This window comes from Ruegeria sp. YTSA072 (assembly GCF_059610285.1).
On sequence record NZ_JBXWNI010000004.1, the window covers coordinates 205709 to 220710 of the forward strand.

The 15002-nt window shown below is 55.8% G+C and carries 15 protein-coding genes; 10 read left to right on the plus strand and 5 right to left on the minus strand.

What is annotated here, in order from left to right:
• Positions 1 to 668: 668 nt before the first annotated feature.
• Complete coding sequence (locus AC2FIB_RS09960) at positions 669 to 980, plus strand: hypothetical protein (protein WP_496734439.1); 312 nt, start codon at positions 669 to 671, stop codon at positions 978 to 980.
• Between the two features lie 240 nt (positions 981 to 1220).
• Here AC2FIB_RS09960 and ettA read toward each other — a convergent pair whose 3' ends face one another.
• Both ettA and AC2FIB_RS09970 read right to left on the minus strand, forming a co-directional pair.
• Positions 1221 to 2876: an energy-dependent translational throttle protein EttA gene (ettA, locus tag AC2FIB_RS09965; protein WP_496734441.1), complete on the minus strand. Its 1656-nt coding sequence runs from the start codon at positions 2874 to 2876 to the stop codon at positions 1221 to 1223.
• 88 nt (positions 2877 to 2964) lie between these two features.
• The gene (locus AC2FIB_RS09970; protein WP_496841985.1) at positions 2965 to 4254 is read right to left on the minus strand and encodes a KAP family P-loop NTPase fold protein; all 1290 of its coding nucleotides are present in this window, start codon (positions 4252 to 4254) and stop codon (positions 2965 to 2967) included.
• A gap of 187 nt (positions 4255 to 4441) precedes the next feature.
• Between AC2FIB_RS09970 and AC2FIB_RS09975 the strand changes: the two genes are divergently transcribed.
• From AC2FIB_RS09975 to dacB, 3 genes are all read left to right on the plus strand, one after another.
• Positions 4442 to 4825 carry an MOSC domain-containing protein gene (locus AC2FIB_RS09975; protein ID WP_496734444.1) on the plus strand — a complete coding sequence of 128 codons (384 nt, stop codon included), beginning with the start codon at positions 4442 to 4444 and terminating at the stop codon, positions 4823 to 4825.
• A 32-nt stretch (positions 4826 to 4857) separates the two neighbouring features.
• On the plus strand, positions 4858 to 5478 hold the full coding sequence (locus AC2FIB_RS09980) for a nicotinate-nucleotide adenylyltransferase (protein WP_496734446.1): 621 nt from the start codon (positions 4858 to 4860) through the stop codon (positions 5476 to 5478).
• Positions 5479 to 5543: 65 nt separating this feature from the next.
• The gene (gene dacB / locus AC2FIB_RS09985; RefSeq protein WP_496734448.1) at positions 5544 to 7022 is read left to right on the plus strand and encodes a D-alanyl-D-alanine carboxypeptidase/D-alanyl-D-alanine endopeptidase; all 1479 of its coding nucleotides are present in this window, start codon (positions 5544 to 5546) and stop codon (positions 7020 to 7022) included.
• A 2-nt stretch (positions 7023 to 7024) separates the two neighbouring features.
• Here the strand turns inward: dacB and AC2FIB_RS09990 are convergent, their stop codons facing one another.
• Positions 7025 to 7447 (minus strand): tellurite resistance TerB family protein, encoded by a 423-nt coding sequence (locus AC2FIB_RS09990; protein ID WP_058273455.1) that lies wholly within the window; start codon positions 7445 to 7447, stop codon positions 7025 to 7027.
• An 81-nt stretch (positions 7448 to 7528) separates the two neighbouring features.
• Positions 7529 to 7996 carry an Lrp/AsnC family transcriptional regulator gene (locus AC2FIB_RS09995; protein ID WP_496734450.1) on the minus strand — a complete coding sequence of 156 codons (468 nt, stop codon included), beginning with the start codon at positions 7994 to 7996 and terminating at the stop codon, positions 7529 to 7531.
• A gap of 108 nt (positions 7997 to 8104) precedes the next feature.
• Between AC2FIB_RS09995 and AC2FIB_RS10000 the strand changes: the two genes are divergently transcribed.
• From AC2FIB_RS10000 to AC2FIB_RS10020, 5 genes are all read left to right on the plus strand, one after another.
• Positions 8105 to 8905 (plus strand): phenylalanine 4-monooxygenase, encoded by an 801-nt coding sequence (locus tag AC2FIB_RS10000; RefSeq protein WP_496734451.1) that lies wholly within the window; start codon positions 8105 to 8107, stop codon positions 8903 to 8905.
• Between the two features lie 7 nt (positions 8906 to 8912).
• Positions 8913 to 9266: a 4a-hydroxytetrahydrobiopterin dehydratase gene (locus AC2FIB_RS10005; RefSeq protein WP_496734452.1), complete on the plus strand. Its 354-nt coding sequence runs from the start codon at positions 8913 to 8915 to the stop codon at positions 9264 to 9266.
• A gap of 121 nt (positions 9267 to 9387) precedes the next feature.
• The gene (locus tag AC2FIB_RS10010) at positions 9388 to 10962 is read left to right on the plus strand and encodes a lysine--tRNA ligase (RefSeq protein WP_496734453.1); all 1575 of its coding nucleotides are present in this window, start codon (positions 9388 to 9390) and stop codon (positions 10960 to 10962) included.
• A 48-nt stretch (positions 10963 to 11010) separates the two neighbouring features.
• Entirely contained in the window at positions 11011 to 11412 is a 402-nt protein-coding gene (locus AC2FIB_RS10015) for a DUF4864 domain-containing protein (protein ID WP_496734455.1), read from the plus strand.
• A gap of 135 nt (positions 11413 to 11547) precedes the next feature.
• Positions 11548 to 13836, plus strand: a complete 2289-nt coding sequence (locus AC2FIB_RS10020; RefSeq protein ID WP_496734456.1) for a glycosyl hydrolase family 28-related protein — start codon at positions 11548 to 11550, stop codon at positions 13834 to 13836.
• Between the two features lie 21 nt (positions 13837 to 13857).
• Here AC2FIB_RS10020 and AC2FIB_RS10025 read toward each other — a convergent pair whose 3' ends face one another.
• Positions 13858 to 14541 (minus strand): hypothetical protein, encoded by a 684-nt coding sequence (locus AC2FIB_RS10025; RefSeq protein ID WP_496734458.1) that lies wholly within the window; start codon positions 14539 to 14541, stop codon positions 13858 to 13860.
• Between the two features lie 122 nt (positions 14542 to 14663).
• Here AC2FIB_RS10025 and AC2FIB_RS10030 point away from each other — a divergent pair, with 122 nt between their 5' ends.
• Positions 14664 to 14990, plus strand: coding sequence for an antibiotic biosynthesis monooxygenase family protein (locus tag AC2FIB_RS10030; protein WP_058278712.1), 327 nt, complete (start codon positions 14664 to 14666; stop codon positions 14988 to 14990).
• Positions 14991 to 15002: the final 12 nt, after the last annotated feature.

Here is a 15002-nt window from a genome sequence, read left to right on the forward strand (position 1 = left end):
CTTGCCGCCGGGGATGCGGATAATTCCACACGGTGGTGGTTAATAAAAAGTCGCTTTGTGTGGGGCGTCGGCGCGTTTGGCCCGCGGAGTGGGTCGAAAGTTGTCAAACAGGAACGTGGGTATTGGCAACGCAGGTTTTGGGAGCGCTGGATCCGTGATGGACGAGATTATCGCAATCACATGGCATATTGCTGGGTTAATCCCATCAAACACGGATTCGTAAACCATCCAACCCAATAGCCATGTTCGCCGATGTACCGCGATATTCGTGCGGATCGGGTTGATCTGGAATGAAGAGGCTGCGTTACCAAAAGGAAGCTTGGGGGACCGTAGGGTCGGTGAATTCACCTATCCTTTTTATAGTTGGATTCTTTAAAACTGAGGAATGAAGGTTGCGAGCACCCATCCCGCGCTGCCGAAAAACCTCAGTTTAGAATCCAGACAATCCGCAAAAGAAGCACCCAAAACTATCAGCAATAAATAGTGTCGTAACGTCACAATTGGGGCAGTGGCGTGAGCTTTAGCTCGCAAAGCCGCATCACAAAATGACTTTTTGACGGGCTATTCAAAAATGATGCGGAGCGCGGTTTTCTTCCCCGTTGGCGCTTGATCTTTCTTTCATATGTACGCTGCACCGCTGCGGGTGGCCACTCACGGAAACACGGTCCTTGAGCCGACGTCCACCGCACGCTCGGATCGGCCCGCAGCGGGACATTGCGACGAATATTCAGTTTCAAACAATTTCGAGAAACCCAACACGCACGGTGAAAGATATGTTTTTCAAGTTGATCCTAGACCATATTTTCAAGTCAGCGGAGCAGGCAAATTCGATGCCCAAAGAGCTTGCCGGGAAAACGCAAATTGCAAATTCTGGAGCGGTTAACAAAAAAGAACTGACTGTGCTTTTTGGAGATGTTCTGAACGAGAAACAGGTTGGGATTGGTGAAAACCAACAGCCAGTCGGCCAGTCGCGAAAGTAACTGATTTCCGCCGGCTGTTGTAAGGCACAGATCGAGAATGCGCAGACAACCTGATTTATGTTGTGAGAGGCTGAACTCTGACCGGCTGCTTGAGGCTCACAAGTGGTCTGGAGAAGCTGAGAAAGATAGCAGCACGCATCGGTCAAACCGTATTACCGATATCTACGCTGCTACTCACTCCAAACAGGCTATTTGAGGCCCGGAATCACATCCGTTGGTTCCGGGCTTCAAACAAAGTTTTTACCGCGCAAACTTCTTATGCTTCAACCGCTTGGGCTCCAGCGCGTCCGGTCCCAGGCGGCGCTTTTTGTCCTCTTCGTAGTCTTCGAAGTTGCCCTCGAACCATTCCACATGGGCATCGCCCTCGAACGCCAGAATATGCGTACAAATACGGTCCAGGAAAAAGCGGTCGTGTGAGATGACGACGGCGCAGCCGGCGAAATCGACCAACGCGTCTTCCAGCGCGCGCAGGGTTTCGACGTCCAGATCGTTGGTGGGTTCGTCGAGCAGCAGGACGTTGCCGCCCTCTTTCAGCAGGCGGGCCATGTGGACGCGGTTGCGCTCACCACCGGATAGCAGTGAGACCTTTTTCTGCTGATCGCCGCCCTTAAAGTTGAAGGACGAGCAGTAGGCGCGGGAATTGACCTGTGCGTCGCCCAGCTGGATGATCTCGGCGCCGCCGGTGATCGCCTCCCACACGGTGTCGTTGTCTTTCAGGTCGTCGCGGGACTGGTCGACATAAGACAGTTCGACCGTGTCGCCCAGAGTGATGGTGCCGCTGTCGGGCTGTTCCTGACCGGTGAGCATCTTGAACAGCGTCGATTTACCGGCACCGTTGGGGCCGATGACGCCGACGATGCCGCCAGGGGGCAGGGCAAAATCGAGGTTTTCGATCAGTTGCTTGTCGCCCATGTGCTTGGCCAAACCCTCAACCTCGATCACCTTGCCGCCAAGGCGCTGGCCGTTGGGAATGACGATCTGGGCGCGGGTCAGCTTTTCGCGTTCGGACTGGTCTGCCAGCTCGTTATAGGCGTTGATCCGGGCCTTGGATTTGGCCTGGCGGGCCTTCTGGCCCTGACGCATCCATTCCAGTTCGCGCTGTAGGGTCTTCTGCTTGGACTTGTCCTCGCGCGCCTCCTGCTCCAGCCGTTTGGCCTTTTGTTCAAGCCATGCGGAGTAGTTGCCCTCGTAAGGCAGACCCCGACCACGGTCGAGTTCAAGGATCCAGCCGGTGATGCTGTCCAGGAAATAGCGGTCGTGGGTGACGATCAGGATGGTGCCCTTGTAGTCGATTAGGTGTTGCTGCAGCCAGGCGATGGTTTCGGCGTCCAGGTGGTTGGTCGGTTCATCGAGCAGCAGCATGTCGGGGGCCTGCAGCAGAAGTTTGCAGAGCGCGACGCGGCGTTTCTCACCGCCCGAAAGGTTGGCTATGTTGGCGTCGTCGGCCGGGCAGCGCAGCGCCTCCATCGAGACGTCAATCTGGCTGTCGAGGTCCCACAGGTTCTGGCTGTCGATCTCGTCCTGCAGTTTGGCCATCTCATCAGCGGTTTCGTCGCTGTAGTTCATCGCCAGTTCGTTATAGCGATCAAGGATCGCCTTCTTTTCGGCCACGCCCAGCATGACGTTTTCACGAACGCTGAGGGTTTCATCCAGTTTAGGTTCCTGCGGCAGATAGCCGACCTTGGCACCCTCGGCGGCCCAGGCCTCGCCGGTGAAGTCCTTGTCGAGGCCCGCCATGATCTTCATCAGCGTCGATTTACCGGCGCCGTTGACGCCGACAACACCGATTTTCACGCCGGGCAGAAAGCTCAGGTGGATGTTTTCAAAGCACTTCTTGCCACCGGGATAGGTCTTGGAGACACCCTGCATGTGGTAGACATATTGATAGGCGGCCATGTCGCGTCCTCTGGGTCGGGGAAATCAAGTTGGGCGGTGTGATAGCGGATGGTTGGGATGGGGGCAATCGCGGATGATTGCAACGGCACTATCTGATTTCCAGTGCGCTAGAGTCAAAGACCTCCAGATATTCGTCACATGTTTCTGGAAGGAGATACTCGGATATCAATAGCTGGCCTGGTCCCCATTCCACTTGGCTTCCAGAAGCAGCCTTCAATACAAGATTCCACAGGTGCTGTTCGTCCGAACCAAAGCTAAAAACCTGTTGCAGGTTTTGTACCGTTACCTCGTTGCGTCTCATCGCTTCGTAAACGCCGGGAGCGCAAACCTTCACGATTTCTGCAGTGACCAATATCTCGTCTGAAATGTGTTGCGGCCTGTTTGGTGGAAGCAAGGCAAGAACTGACAGAATCCGTTGAATAGTCCTTGGGGTCATAGGTGTCGGACCTTTGTAAAGCTTTAGCAACGCACCTGTCATTTCGTGAATGGATTTGGGTATCTGCATTTGGCCAGACGCGTGAAGGAAGTAGAGTTCATAGTCCTGAGTGTACTGAATGCGTCGCGGCAGTTTCATAACGATAGAGTAGAACTTCTGAAGATAAGTCGCCGCATCTACTTTGCTCCCATACCGTACACGAACACTGTTCTCCAATTCCGATAGGTTTACCCCCAATACGAAGTGAACGCCTGATACGTTGAAGAAGTGCTTGATGATCTCCAGCAGCGAAAGTGCATAGTCCGGGCGGCACCTGTCCAACTCGTCAATTACAACGATGAGTTTTCGTGTTGGGGTTTCATCCTCGTTTGGTTCTGTCAAATCAATAAGTGCTTTACGGAAACCTTCCATAGCTGCGCGTTTTCCGCTCTCTCTTTTCCAGAACTCGGCTATTGCGCCGTCTAGCTCGCTGGAAACGGTGTTGATAGCGGCATCTGCCAATTCGTCTGCCTGAGTTACGAGGCCCGCCGTTGCCACTGAAACCCCAGTGCGCACAAGCGCGCGGCCGAGGGCGGGGGCGACTTGTTTGGCTTTTTTCCAAGCCTTCTGAGCGGTTTTGTCATCTGCTTCTTCGAACCGTTCGGCAATCGCTCCGGTCAGCGCAATCAAAGGATCGTCCAGAAAGTCATGTTCGAACGCGTCGAAATAAACGGTTTGAGTCGTGTTCCCGTCACGTTTCAGATGATCTCCAACCCAACACTTTAGGAATAACGATTTGCCGCCCCCCCCCCACGCTCCGTCCAAAGCAATCACAAGTGGGTCGTCGACGCGCTCAACCAGTTCCGATAGTTTTTCGCCGGTGGGTTTGCGTGAGAGTTTATCGTGTTCGTCAAACCCATCTTTGAAGAGCTTGATTTTGGGTTCGGGAATGGTCAGGCGCATGTTTGGCTCCAATTCACAAATCAATCAGCGCTACTATTAGCGGCTGCCTCGGGAACGGCCAGACTGCTAGATGAGGGGAGGTGTGAAATTCTCGGAGCCTTTTTTGTCCTTAAAAGATCTCATTGCCGGTTGGTCGCAGCCGGGTCATGTTGAATGGATCGGTCTTCGGTCTGAGCGGCGGTCGGAGATGGTTGTTGTGAACGAGGTCGTGATTTCCAATGACGGTCTCGACGGCGACCGCAGCCGCGCGGGCAAGCGGGCGGTGACTTTGATCCAGCAAGAACATCTGGCGGCGATCGGATCCTATCTTGGGCGGGGTGCCGTCTCCCCGGACATCCTACGGCGCAATCTGGTGGTGTCAGGGATCAATCTGGCGGCGCTCAAGGGGCGCGAGGTGCAGGTGGGGGAGGCCGTTTTACGCATCACCATCATCTGTGCGCCTTGCAGCCGGATGGAAGAGGCGCTGGGCACAGGCGGGTACTCTGCCGTGCGCGGCCATGGGGGATGGTGCGCCGAAGTGCTGCGGCCCGGGCGGGGCAAGCTGGGCGATGAGGTTCGACCGATTGATTGACAACGTTGTCCAGTTCTGAACATCAGCAAGGCATGGATCGTTTTAGTATTCCATACGCGCGGCCCGGGCAGGTCATCGGGCTGTTCGGAGGGTCGTTTGACCCGCCGCACCAGGGGCATGTGCATGTCACGCTTGAGGCGATGAAGGCGTTTGGACTGGATCGGGTTTGGTGGTTGGTGTCTCCGGGCAACCCTTTGAAGGCGCGGGGGCCTGCGCCGCTTGCGCAGCGAATGGCAGTGGCGCGTGGGCTGATGCAACACCCTGGGGTCGAGGTGACGGATATCGAGGCGCTCACCAGGACGCGCGCAACAGCGGATACGTTGGCCGAACTGCGGCGTCTTTATCCCAAAGTGCGGTTTGTCTGGATCATGGGCGCGGATAATCTGGCGCAGTTCCATAAGTGGAAGAATTGGCGGTTGATCATGGACAGCGTGCCTGTCGGTGTGATTGCGCGCCCCGGCGACCGGATTTCTGCGCGAATGTCCCCTGCTGCGCGGCTTTACGCCAAGTACCGCATAGATGGGCAGGCGCGGCGTCTGCTGGGGCGCGCCGATGCGCCCGCGTGGTGTTTCGTGAACGTACCGATGGTCGATGTAAGTTCCAGCCAAATCCGGGAGCGCGGTGGCTGGGGCGCTGAGGTGTTGCCGGAATAGCCCCATGCGCGCATAATCCATATCTGTGGTTGTGCGTATTTAATCTGTGAGATTTTATTCGACTTATGACTGATCGATTTTCTCGACGTGGATTTTTAGCAGGGCTGGGGGCAGCTTTGATCCCTTCTGCTGTGCTGGCCGAGGCGCCTTTGGTCTCGTTGCGCCCTCAATTGCGAGGCGACGTACCGACCAGGGTCGAGCGACTTGTCCAAGCGGCCGGGTTACGTGGTGAGGTGGTGTTCGCGGTGGCGGATGCAACAACGGGCACGCAGCTGGAAGAGTTCAGCGGCGATCAGGGGCTGCCGCCGGCAAGCGTGGCCAAGGCGCTGACAGCTCTTTATGCGTTGGATGTCTTGGGATCGGACTACCGGTTCGAGACCGCCCTTATGGCGGATGGACCGATCGAAAATGGTATCCTGAAAGGTGACTTGATCCTTGTGGGAGGTGGCGACCCGCTGCTGGACACCGATGCGTTGGCCAATATGGCGGCGAATTTGCGTGAGGCCGGGATTTCCGAGGTTCAGGGTGCGTTCAAGGTTTATGAGGGGGCGCTGCCTTATGTGTTCAGTATCGATCCGGGGCAGCCGGATCATCTGGGCTATAGCCCTTCCATCAGTGGCATATCGTTGAATTTCAACCGGGTGCACTTTGAGTGGAAACGTGATGGTACCCGTTATGACGTGTCCATGGATGCGCGCAGCGCGCGGTACAAACCGTCGGTCGATGTGGCCTCTATGCAGGTTGAGAAACGAAAAGCGCCTATCTACACCTATGAATCCAGCGCGCGGCAAGACCGCTGGACCGTGGCGCAAGGGGCGCTTGGCACTGGTGGGGCGCGGTGGTTGCCAGTGCGTAAGCCTGCGCTTTATGCGGGGGATGTGTTCAGGACGCTGGCGCGCGCAAATGGGATCCAGTTGGGTCGCGTGCAGGTCATGCGCGAAGCGCCGAAGGGGACCTTGCTTGTGGTGCATCACAGTGATCCGCTGGACAGTATCTTGCGCGGCATGTTAAAGTACTCGACCAACCTGACGGCTGAGATGGTTGGTATGGCGGCCTCGCAAGCGCGCGGTGCAAATCTGCAAACCTTGGCGGATTCTGCGGCCGAAATGAACCGTTGGGCGACCGAGACATATGGCGTAACGGGGATCGCGATGGTGGACCACTCGGGTCTAAGCGATGCGTCCCGAATGGCACCGGGCGCTTTGGTGACAGCACTGGTCGCGGCGAAACAAGCGGACGCATTGAAACCATTGCTAAAAAAATTCACCCTTGCGGACAGTCAGGGCCGGCCGGTCAAAGATCACCCGATCAAGGTCGATGCCAAGACCGGTACGCTGAATTTTGTTTCTGGTCTTGGCGGCTTCATCACAACGCCGGACGGCTCCGAATTGGCCTTTGCCATTTTCACCGCCGATGTCGACCATCGGGCCACGATCCCGCGCGCGCAGCGCGAACGACCGCAAGGCGCGCGAAGCTGGAACAATCGCTCGCGCAAACTCCAACGCGCTCTGATCGAGCGCTGGGGGTCTATGGCCGGAAGCTAAGATCAGGTGGTGTGACGTGCCCGCGCGCCGCGTTCGATCGCGGCGGCATGCAGGCGATCAATGCTTAGCTCATAACGAATTTCTTCAAGCAGGCGCAGCTCGGATTCCGCCAGCGAACCATCAGCGGCGGCCACATCACAGGCCAACGCATAGGCGGTTTCGTTCAGCCGTTCGGGCAGGTTGTCGCGGATCAGGCCGAACAGCGCATCCAGCCCGTCTTCTTGTTCAAACAGGTCAAACACGGTTTGCGAAACGCGGCGGGTACGATCGATGTCATATTCGGCAAAAACCGGCAGCATATTGACCGCGCCTTCGATTTTGACCAACTCAGCTGTGCGGATGGTTTCATCAGATGCAGAGATCGCAACCATGATCGCAACAAGGCAATCCTGAGGGGACATCGGGTGGGGTACTTGTTCGGTCATGGTGTCGTCCTGATTAGGCTTTCTGCGTCAGCACGATAGGTGGGCAAGCGGGCAGGTTCAACGGGTTTCGCTTCGGCGAGGCTAGAGAATGGGCAAGGGACCGCGCGTTTTGGTTTGTCGCAATACAAAATTGCTGCGCGTGTCGCGCACAAGGCCGGATTTCAAAAGCCGCTGCATAATGAAGTGCTCAAGCTCTTCCGGCGTCTTGGCATAGACTTTCAAAATGAAATCGTGATCCCCGGTGATTGAGGCACACTCTACGATCTGAGGTTCGGTTTCAATCAGGCGCAGGAATGCATTGATGCTGTCCTCTTGATGTTCGCGCAGAGCCACGTGGACGTAGGCGATGGCGTTCAACCCAACAGATTTGGCGCGCACCTGCGCTGTGTAGCCAGAGATTATATCAGTGGCCTCAAGGTCACGCACACGCCGCCAACATTGCGACGCGGATAGCCCTGTGCGATCCGCAAGGTCCTGCATGGACTGGCGGCCGTCCATTTGAAGCTCTTGCAAAATAGAGATGTCGGCAGATTGAAGCGTTTGTTTCATGAATTGTCGCTTAGTGATACGTATTTGCCAAATTTTTCACATTTACCTGCTATTTTAAACCAATTTCCTCAATTCACGAGAGTAGACTTTTCACAAGGAGGAAAAGTGATGCCCAAGTCGACCAAATATCTCGCAAAGATCGCCGATGAGCGCGGCCATATCGCGTACACATCAGAAGAGGATGCGGTTTGGGCCGACCTGTACGCGGCCCAAGAGGAAAATGTTCTGCGATATATGGCGCGGGACTATCTCGACGGGTTGAAAAGACTGGGCCTGCCAAAAACCACTGTGCCGTCCTGTGCCGATATCTCTGAACGGCTTTTGGATATGACTGGGTGGCGCGTTCAGCCGGTTCCAGCGCTGATCGGGTTTAAGACTTTTTTTGGCATGTTGGCGGACCGGGTGTTTCCCGCGGCATCCTTTATCCGGTCGCGCGAGGATTTCGACTATATCGAAGAACCGGACATTTTTCATGAGATTTTCGGCCATACACCTCTGCTGAGCGATCCCCGCTTTGCAGCCTTTAGCCACGCCATCGGAAAAGCCGGGGTTCAGGCCGGTGAGAAAGACTACTCATGGCTCATCCGACTTTATTGGTTCTCGATCGAGTTCGGGTTGCGCCTTCAGGATGGTAACATCAAGGCGCTTGGATCCGGACTCGCGTCTTCGCCGACCGAGCTTGTCTATGCTGTCGAGAGTGACATTCCCGACCGGGACCGGTTCGATGTCATGACGATTCTGCGTACCCCCTATCGGATCGACATGCACCAGATGGGCTATTTCGTGCTAGACTCGCCCGAGGAGTTGTTCGCAGCCGCCGATCGTGACCTGTTGGCGGACGTGCGCAAAGCTCAATCCCTTGGATTGCTGCCGAACAAGTTTCCGGAAAAAGCAACCGCAGCGGAGTAAGCGCATCATGACCACATCAGGAGAAACCTGCAGTCTGTCGGACCGTACTTGTGCGCCCTGTTCCGGCGGCATCCCGGCTTTAACGCGCGATGAGGCTAACACCCACATGGCCGAGCTTTCTGCTGATTGGCAGTTGGATGCAGATGCAAAAATGCTGAGCAGGCATTTTAAGTTCAAGGGTTTTGCCAAGGCAACCTATCTAGCAAATCTCTGCGCGTGGTTGGCTGATCAGCAAGGACATCATCCTGATGTCAGCTTCGGGTGGGGTTATGTGGATGTCAAACTGACGACCCATGAAATAGATGGCCTGAGTGAGAACGACTTTATCTGGGCTGCCAAACTGGACCAGTTGACCGCTTAAATCGGCCAATCCATCAGGAAAAACAGCGCGCTTTATTGACTCATGCTGCACCGGCACAATAGGAGGGGTCGGTCGGTTGCATGGGGCGACCGACACTGTTTTTCCCGATGGAGCAAATCTGATGTCTGAACTGCGTGAAACCGCAATGTCGTCCAAGGCTTGGCCTTTTGAAGAGGCGCGCCGGTTGCTCAAACGCTATCAGAAAGGGGCTCCGGAAAAGGGATACGTGCTGTTTGAAACGGGCTATGGTCCCTCAGGTCTGCCGCATATCGGCACGTTTGGCGAAGTTGCGCGGACCACGATGGTCAAACGTGCATTCGAGGCGCTGTCGGACATCCCGACGAAGCTGATCTGTTTCTCGGATGATTTGGACGGCATGCGCAAGGTGCCAACCAATGTGCCAAACCCCGAGATTTTAGAACAGCACTTGCAGCGTCCATTGACCTCGGTGCCGGATCCGTTTGGTACGCATGACAGCTTTGGTGAACATAACAACGCGATGCTGCGAAGGTTCCTTGATACCTTTGGGTTCGAGTATGAGTTCTATTCGGCCAAGGAATTCTACGAATCCGGTCAGTTTGACGAGATACTGAAACGCGCGGTTGAGCGTTACGACGAGATCATGGCGATCATGCTCAAAAGCCTGCGCGACGAGCGTAAGCAGACCTATTCTATATTCCTGCCATTGCACCCCGAAAGTGGGCGGGTGATGTATGTGCCGATGAAAAAGGTCTGTGCAGAGACCTACACCGTGACCTTTGACGATGAAACGGGCAAGGAATGGACCGTTCCGGTCACAGGCGGCCACGTCAAGCTGCAGTGGAAACCGGATTTCGGCGCGCGCTGGGCTGCTTTGGGTGTCGATTTTGAGATGTACGGCAAGGAACACGCCACGAACGAAAAGATCTATGACGCGATCTGTCGTGCGCTGGGTGGCCGCGCGCCCGAGCATTTCTCGTATGAACTGTTCCTGGACGAAAACGGTCAGAAGATTTCCAAATCTTCGGGCAATGGTGTGTCGATCGACGAATGGCTGACCTATGCGCCGACCGAAAGCCTGACTTACTTCATGTATCAAAAGCCCAAGACGGCCAAGCGGATGCATTTCGACGTTATTCCGAAAGCCTATGACGAATACCACCAGCAATTGCGCGCCTATCCGGGGCAGGACCTGAAGGCACAGCTAAACAACCCTGTCTGGCACATCCACGGAGGAAACGTTCCCGCGTCCACATTGATGGTGCCCTTCGCGATGCTGCTAAATCTGGCATCTGTGTCCGGGGCGGAGGATAAAGAGGCCCTGTGGGGCTTTATCCGTCGCTATGCGCCCGAGGCCACACCCGACACCCATCCTGACCTGGATCAGGCTGCGGGCTTTGCCGTGCGTTACTTCAACGATTTTGTCAAACCCACCCGCCAGCACCGCGCGCCGACCGATCAGGAACGCGAAGCGCTGGAGGCTTTGAAAGCCGCGCTTGAGGCGTACGATGGCCCGGTCGAGGACGAGGCGCTGCAGTCGGTGGTTTATTCCGTCGGGCGGGAACGGTTCGACCCGATGCGCGGTTGGTTCACTGCGCTTTATGAGGTGCTGCTGGGTGCCTCGCAGGGTCCACGCTTTGGCGGGTTTATCGCCCTCTACGGCGTGCCCGAAACCATCGCACTGATCGACAAGGCTTTGGCCGGGGATCTGGCCTGATTTGACCTGAAACCGCATGGGGCTACTCTTTCAACAGGAGGTGGCCCCATGCGTCGTTTACTACTTGCTGTATCATTCAGTGCCGGACTGGCTACGGGCGCGTTTGCCCAAAGTGCCGAGATCGAGGCAAATATTGCGGCGCAAATACAGGCGTTTAAGGCAGATGATTTTGCCACTGCCTTTACCTTCGCAAGTCCCAACATCCAGAGCTTTTTCGGAACGCCTGAGAATTTCGGAGCGATGGTTCGCAATGGCTATCCCATGGTCTGGAGACCTGCAGATGTTCGCTTTCTGGAACTGCGAGAGGTTGCCGGCGCATTGTGGCAGAAGGTCATGATCACGGATAGCAACGGGCAAGTGCACGTATTGGATTATCAGATGGTTCAGAAGGAAAACGGCTGGAAGATCAATGGTGTGCAGCTTCTGGGAAACTCAGATCCGGCCGCTTGATGCAACACCATCGTCACGGTGATATGAGCGGCGGTTAATCCCTATTCGGTACTCAGACTTTTGCGTTCGGGCAGCCCCGGACACTGGGTTTGTGCGCGCGGTGACCTGCTGCGCGTAATTGGGAAAGGGATTTCTATGAACAAGGCAATCACCGACGGAATCGTCTTCATGCCGCCTGCTTTTGCGAATGGTCTGAGCGTCTGGTCCAGAGGCAACGGGACACCAGGTTCGCCAACCTATAACGGCGCACCGAATGGGGCATTTGTTCCGGCGGATCCGGATTTTGGCGGTTGTTTGGAAATCCTGAAAGTGCAGGCCACGCAACAGCTTCGCTATATGGGACAGACGCCCCTGATCCCGGGATGCTATTTGCAAATCAAGGCGCGGGTCAAAGCTATCAGCGGTCCCTTGCCGCAGGTGCGTATTGCGGCTTGGGCGGGCGGGGCCGGAGAGCAGCAGGTACCCGGTGTGGTCGATCAGGGGCCGGTCACGCAGCTATCGGGCTATGGCACCGTCCACGAAATCACAGCGATCGTAGGCAATGGTCAACGCTCGGGCGTCGATATGCCCTGGGGCGTTGCAGCGCTTTATGGGCATTTCGGTCTGAACATCGACGGTGCCAATGGTTCGCTCGTTCGGGTCGATGATATCGAGATTACCGATGTCACCAGTATCTTCCTGCGCGAAATGATCAGCACTGTCGACGTGCGTGACTATGGTGCAATCGGCGATGGCGTCGTCGACGATTCCGTAGCGTTCGAAGCAGCGGATCAGGCCACTGGCGGTCGCAGGATTTATGTCCCGAAAGGCACTTATTTGCTGGCGCAGAACACGTCGATGTCGTCCGAGATGGATTTCGAGGGCACTATCATCATGCCCGACGACAAGATGTTGTTGCTGACAAAGAATTTCGACCTTCCGGCTTACATCGCAGCATTCGGGGACGAGGAGCTGGCGTTCAAAAAGGCGTTTCAGGCATTGTTGAACAATTCGGATCATGAATCACTCGACATGGGCGGGCGCAAAATTTCGGTCACAGCGCCAATTGACATGGCCGCTGCCGTTCCGAACCGGCAGGGCGGCTTTTCGACCCGGCGCATCGTCCGTAACGGGCAGTTCGATGTCAAAAGCAGCTCGGCCTGGGATACCGAGACCTTCACCTCGGTCGCAACCTACAACCCGGCCGATTCGACCAAGCTGACTAATGTGGAGAACATCGCCAACATTCCGGTTGGCGCGCTGGTGCAGGGCAATGGTGTTGGGCGTGAAATCTATGTGCGCTCCAAGGATGTCGGTGCCGGAGAGATCAGGCTGAATGACCCGCTTTTTGATGCGGCGGGGACGCAAAACTTCACGTTCCAGTCGTTCAAATACCTGTTGGATTTCAGTGGCTTCAGTACCTTGCGCAAATTTGGCATGGAAGAGATCGAATTTCAGTGCAACGGTCGCAGCAGCGCGATCCGGCTTGCGCCGTCCGGCAGTACTTTTGCGGTGACGAATTGCTTTATCAGCCGGCCCAAAGATCGGGGCATCACCTCGCACGGGACCGGATGTCAGGGGATGCTGATCGACAATTGCCAGTTCCTGTCGACCGAAGAATCCTTCAACGTGTCTGACCGCAAATCCATCGCGTTGAATGCCAATGCTAACGATATCAAACTACGGCACAATCGCGCCGTGCGGTTCCTGCATTTTGCTGTGTTGGCCGGATCCAACAACCTGATCTTAGGCAACCACTTTTTCCAGGGTGACAGCATCCCGCAGGGTATCCGCAGCGCCGGGTTGATCATGACCGGGACCTATAACAGCTCGACCATTTCCGAGAATTATGTCGATAACTGCTTTGTCGAATGGACCAATGAACGGGATGCAAACCCGGTCTACACGAGCGGGTATTCCTTCAGTTCGATGACCATTTCGGACAACATTTTTTATGCCAGCGAAGTCGCGCCGTGGTTCAGTCAGATTGTCATTCGCCCTCATGGGGCCGGGCACTATTTGAACGGAGTGGTCGTGACCGGGAACAAATTCCGTTCAAGCAGTGGTCGCATCGACCGGGCCGACCGGGTCGATACCAGTTTTGCCGATCTGAACCATTCGGCGCATCTGAACGTGATTTTCGAAGACAACACGTTCAATGGCATCAACGCAAAGGTGGAGAACCCGTTGCGGATCCGACGCTCGCAACAATCGGCATCCTCGGTTTGGACCATTCCTGCTGACGGCCGGCTGCCCTTTGGCGGCAAGGCACGCGGGTGCGATGCGGTTACGGTGCTGGGGCCGCTCAGAAATGCGGGCGGGCAGATCGTTCACGCCACGCCCTATGTCGAGCTAGAGCAGGGCGCAAATCATGACACTATCCAACTACGTTGGCCTTTGCCTGTCAGTGGATCGGTGTCGGCCATCATGCGCATGGAATACTAAGCGGCGCGTGCCACAGGCGTTCTAGAATGTATTCCAGATTGCCAGCCTGATGCCCGTATTTTTGCGGGCATCATTGCGCTCCAAGCCTAGAACCCACGTGGTGGGGCTGTCCTTGGTGCGGATCATGATCGAAGGCTTGATCCTCCAGTGCAGGGGTTGGTCGCTTTGGTACGCGGTTTCGATCTGCAGCAGGGGGTTAATAAGCCGCGGGGATGACAGGCCTGCTGTAAGGTCCAACTTGCGATATACCGCATCATGCGTTCGAAACTCCAGCGCAGCATCAATGGCGATCCAGCCATTGCCCCAGCCGGTTTGAAACCCCTTGCCGTACGAAAGCGTGGCTTTGTACAAGGCCCAGGCTCGCATCTGGCGATGATGGGCTCCGATTGCAATCTCGGCAGCAAAGCGCCCTGCCTTTTCGAATTCGGCGACAGGCAAGCGGGCAAACACCAGAGCATGCCCATAAATGTCGCGGTGCTCTTCAACGTCCAGGCCAAGGGTTAGCTTTTCTCGCAACCCGTACTCGGCATAAAATGACCCTTTGTAGTCGTATCCGTAATCCGGTTCCTTAAACGCCGTTACGGTAGTCGATACAAAAGCTGCGCCCTTATCCCGCAACCAAGCACCAGACCAGGCTGGCGAGGCTGCCAACAGCAAAATTAGAATGATCGAAACCCGGCGCATGCGCGCAGCATCCGCCAGCATGGTTAACGGATCGTTAGGATTTGGCTCAAATCTGCGGGAACTCTACGCCGCTGAATGGCAAAGGAAACACAAGACCTTTTCAAAACCTATGTTAGGTTTGAAACAGATAGAGGAGAATCCAGATGCCGAAGATTGCCAAAGACGCCAGCGTCCAGACAGTTATCACGACCTTTGAGATGACGCCCGGCACTTGCCAGGATCTGCTGGAAGCTCTGACGGATGCTTATGCGGAGTTCATCTCGAAACAGCCCGGATTTGTCGCCGCGGGACTGCACGTGAATGACGCGCAGACGCGGATCGCCAACTATTCGCAATGGGAACGCCGCGAGGATTTTCTGGCCATGCTGCGCACCACGGAAATGCGAAACCGCAATCGGCAAATTAACGAGCTGTGCAAAAGTTTTGAGCCCGTGATGTATGAGGTGGCCGGGACCTTTGGTGGAGCCTGATCTGAATCAATG

Coding starts and splice junctions, on each gene's coding strand:
- AC2FIB_RS10025 (WP_496734458.1), bottom strand. CDS start 14,541: ATGCTGGCGGATGCTGCGCGCATGCGCCGGGTTTCGATCATTCTAATT.
- AC2FIB_RS09975 (WP_496734444.1), top strand. CDS start 4,442: ATGGTTGTTGTGAACGAGGTCGTGATTTCCAATGACGGTCTCGACGGC.
- AC2FIB_RS10015 (WP_496734455.1), top strand. CDS start 11,011: ATGCGTCGTTTACTACTTGCTGTATCATTCAGTGCCGGACTGGCTACG.
- AC2FIB_RS09995 (WP_496734450.1), bottom strand. CDS start 7,996: ATGAAACAAACGCTTCAATCTGCCGACATCTCTATTTTGCAAGAGCTT.
- AC2FIB_RS09970 (WP_496841985.1), bottom strand. CDS start 4,254: ATGCGCCTGACCATTCCCGAACCCAAAATCAAGCTCTTCAAAGATGGG.
- dacB (WP_496734448.1), top strand. CDS start 5,544: ATGACTGATCGATTTTCTCGACGTGGATTTTTAGCAGGGCTGGGGGCA.
- AC2FIB_RS10010 (WP_496734453.1), top strand. CDS start 9,388: ATGTCTGAACTGCGTGAAACCGCAATGTCGTCCAAGGCTTGGCCTTTT.
- AC2FIB_RS10000 (WP_496734451.1), top strand. CDS start 8,105: ATGCCCAAGTCGACCAAATATCTCGCAAAGATCGCCGATGAGCGCGGC.
- AC2FIB_RS09980 (WP_496734446.1), top strand. CDS start 4,858: ATGGATCGTTTTAGTATTCCATACGCGCGGCCCGGGCAGGTCATCGGG.
- AC2FIB_RS10030 (WP_058278712.1), top strand. CDS start 14,664: ATGCCGAAGATTGCCAAAGACGCCAGCGTCCAGACAGTTATCACGACC.
- AC2FIB_RS10020 (WP_496734456.1), top strand. CDS start 11,548: ATGAACAAGGCAATCACCGACGGAATCGTCTTCATGCCGCCTGCTTTT.
- AC2FIB_RS09990 (WP_058273455.1), bottom strand. CDS start 7,447: ATGACCGAACAAGTACCCCACCCGATGTCCCCTCAGGATTGCCTTGTT.
- AC2FIB_RS10005 (WP_496734452.1), top strand. CDS start 8,913: ATGACCACATCAGGAGAAACCTGCAGTCTGTCGGACCGTACTTGTGCG.
- ettA (WP_496734441.1), bottom strand. CDS start 2,876: ATGGCCGCCTATCAATATGTCTACCACATGCAGGGTGTCTCCAAGACC.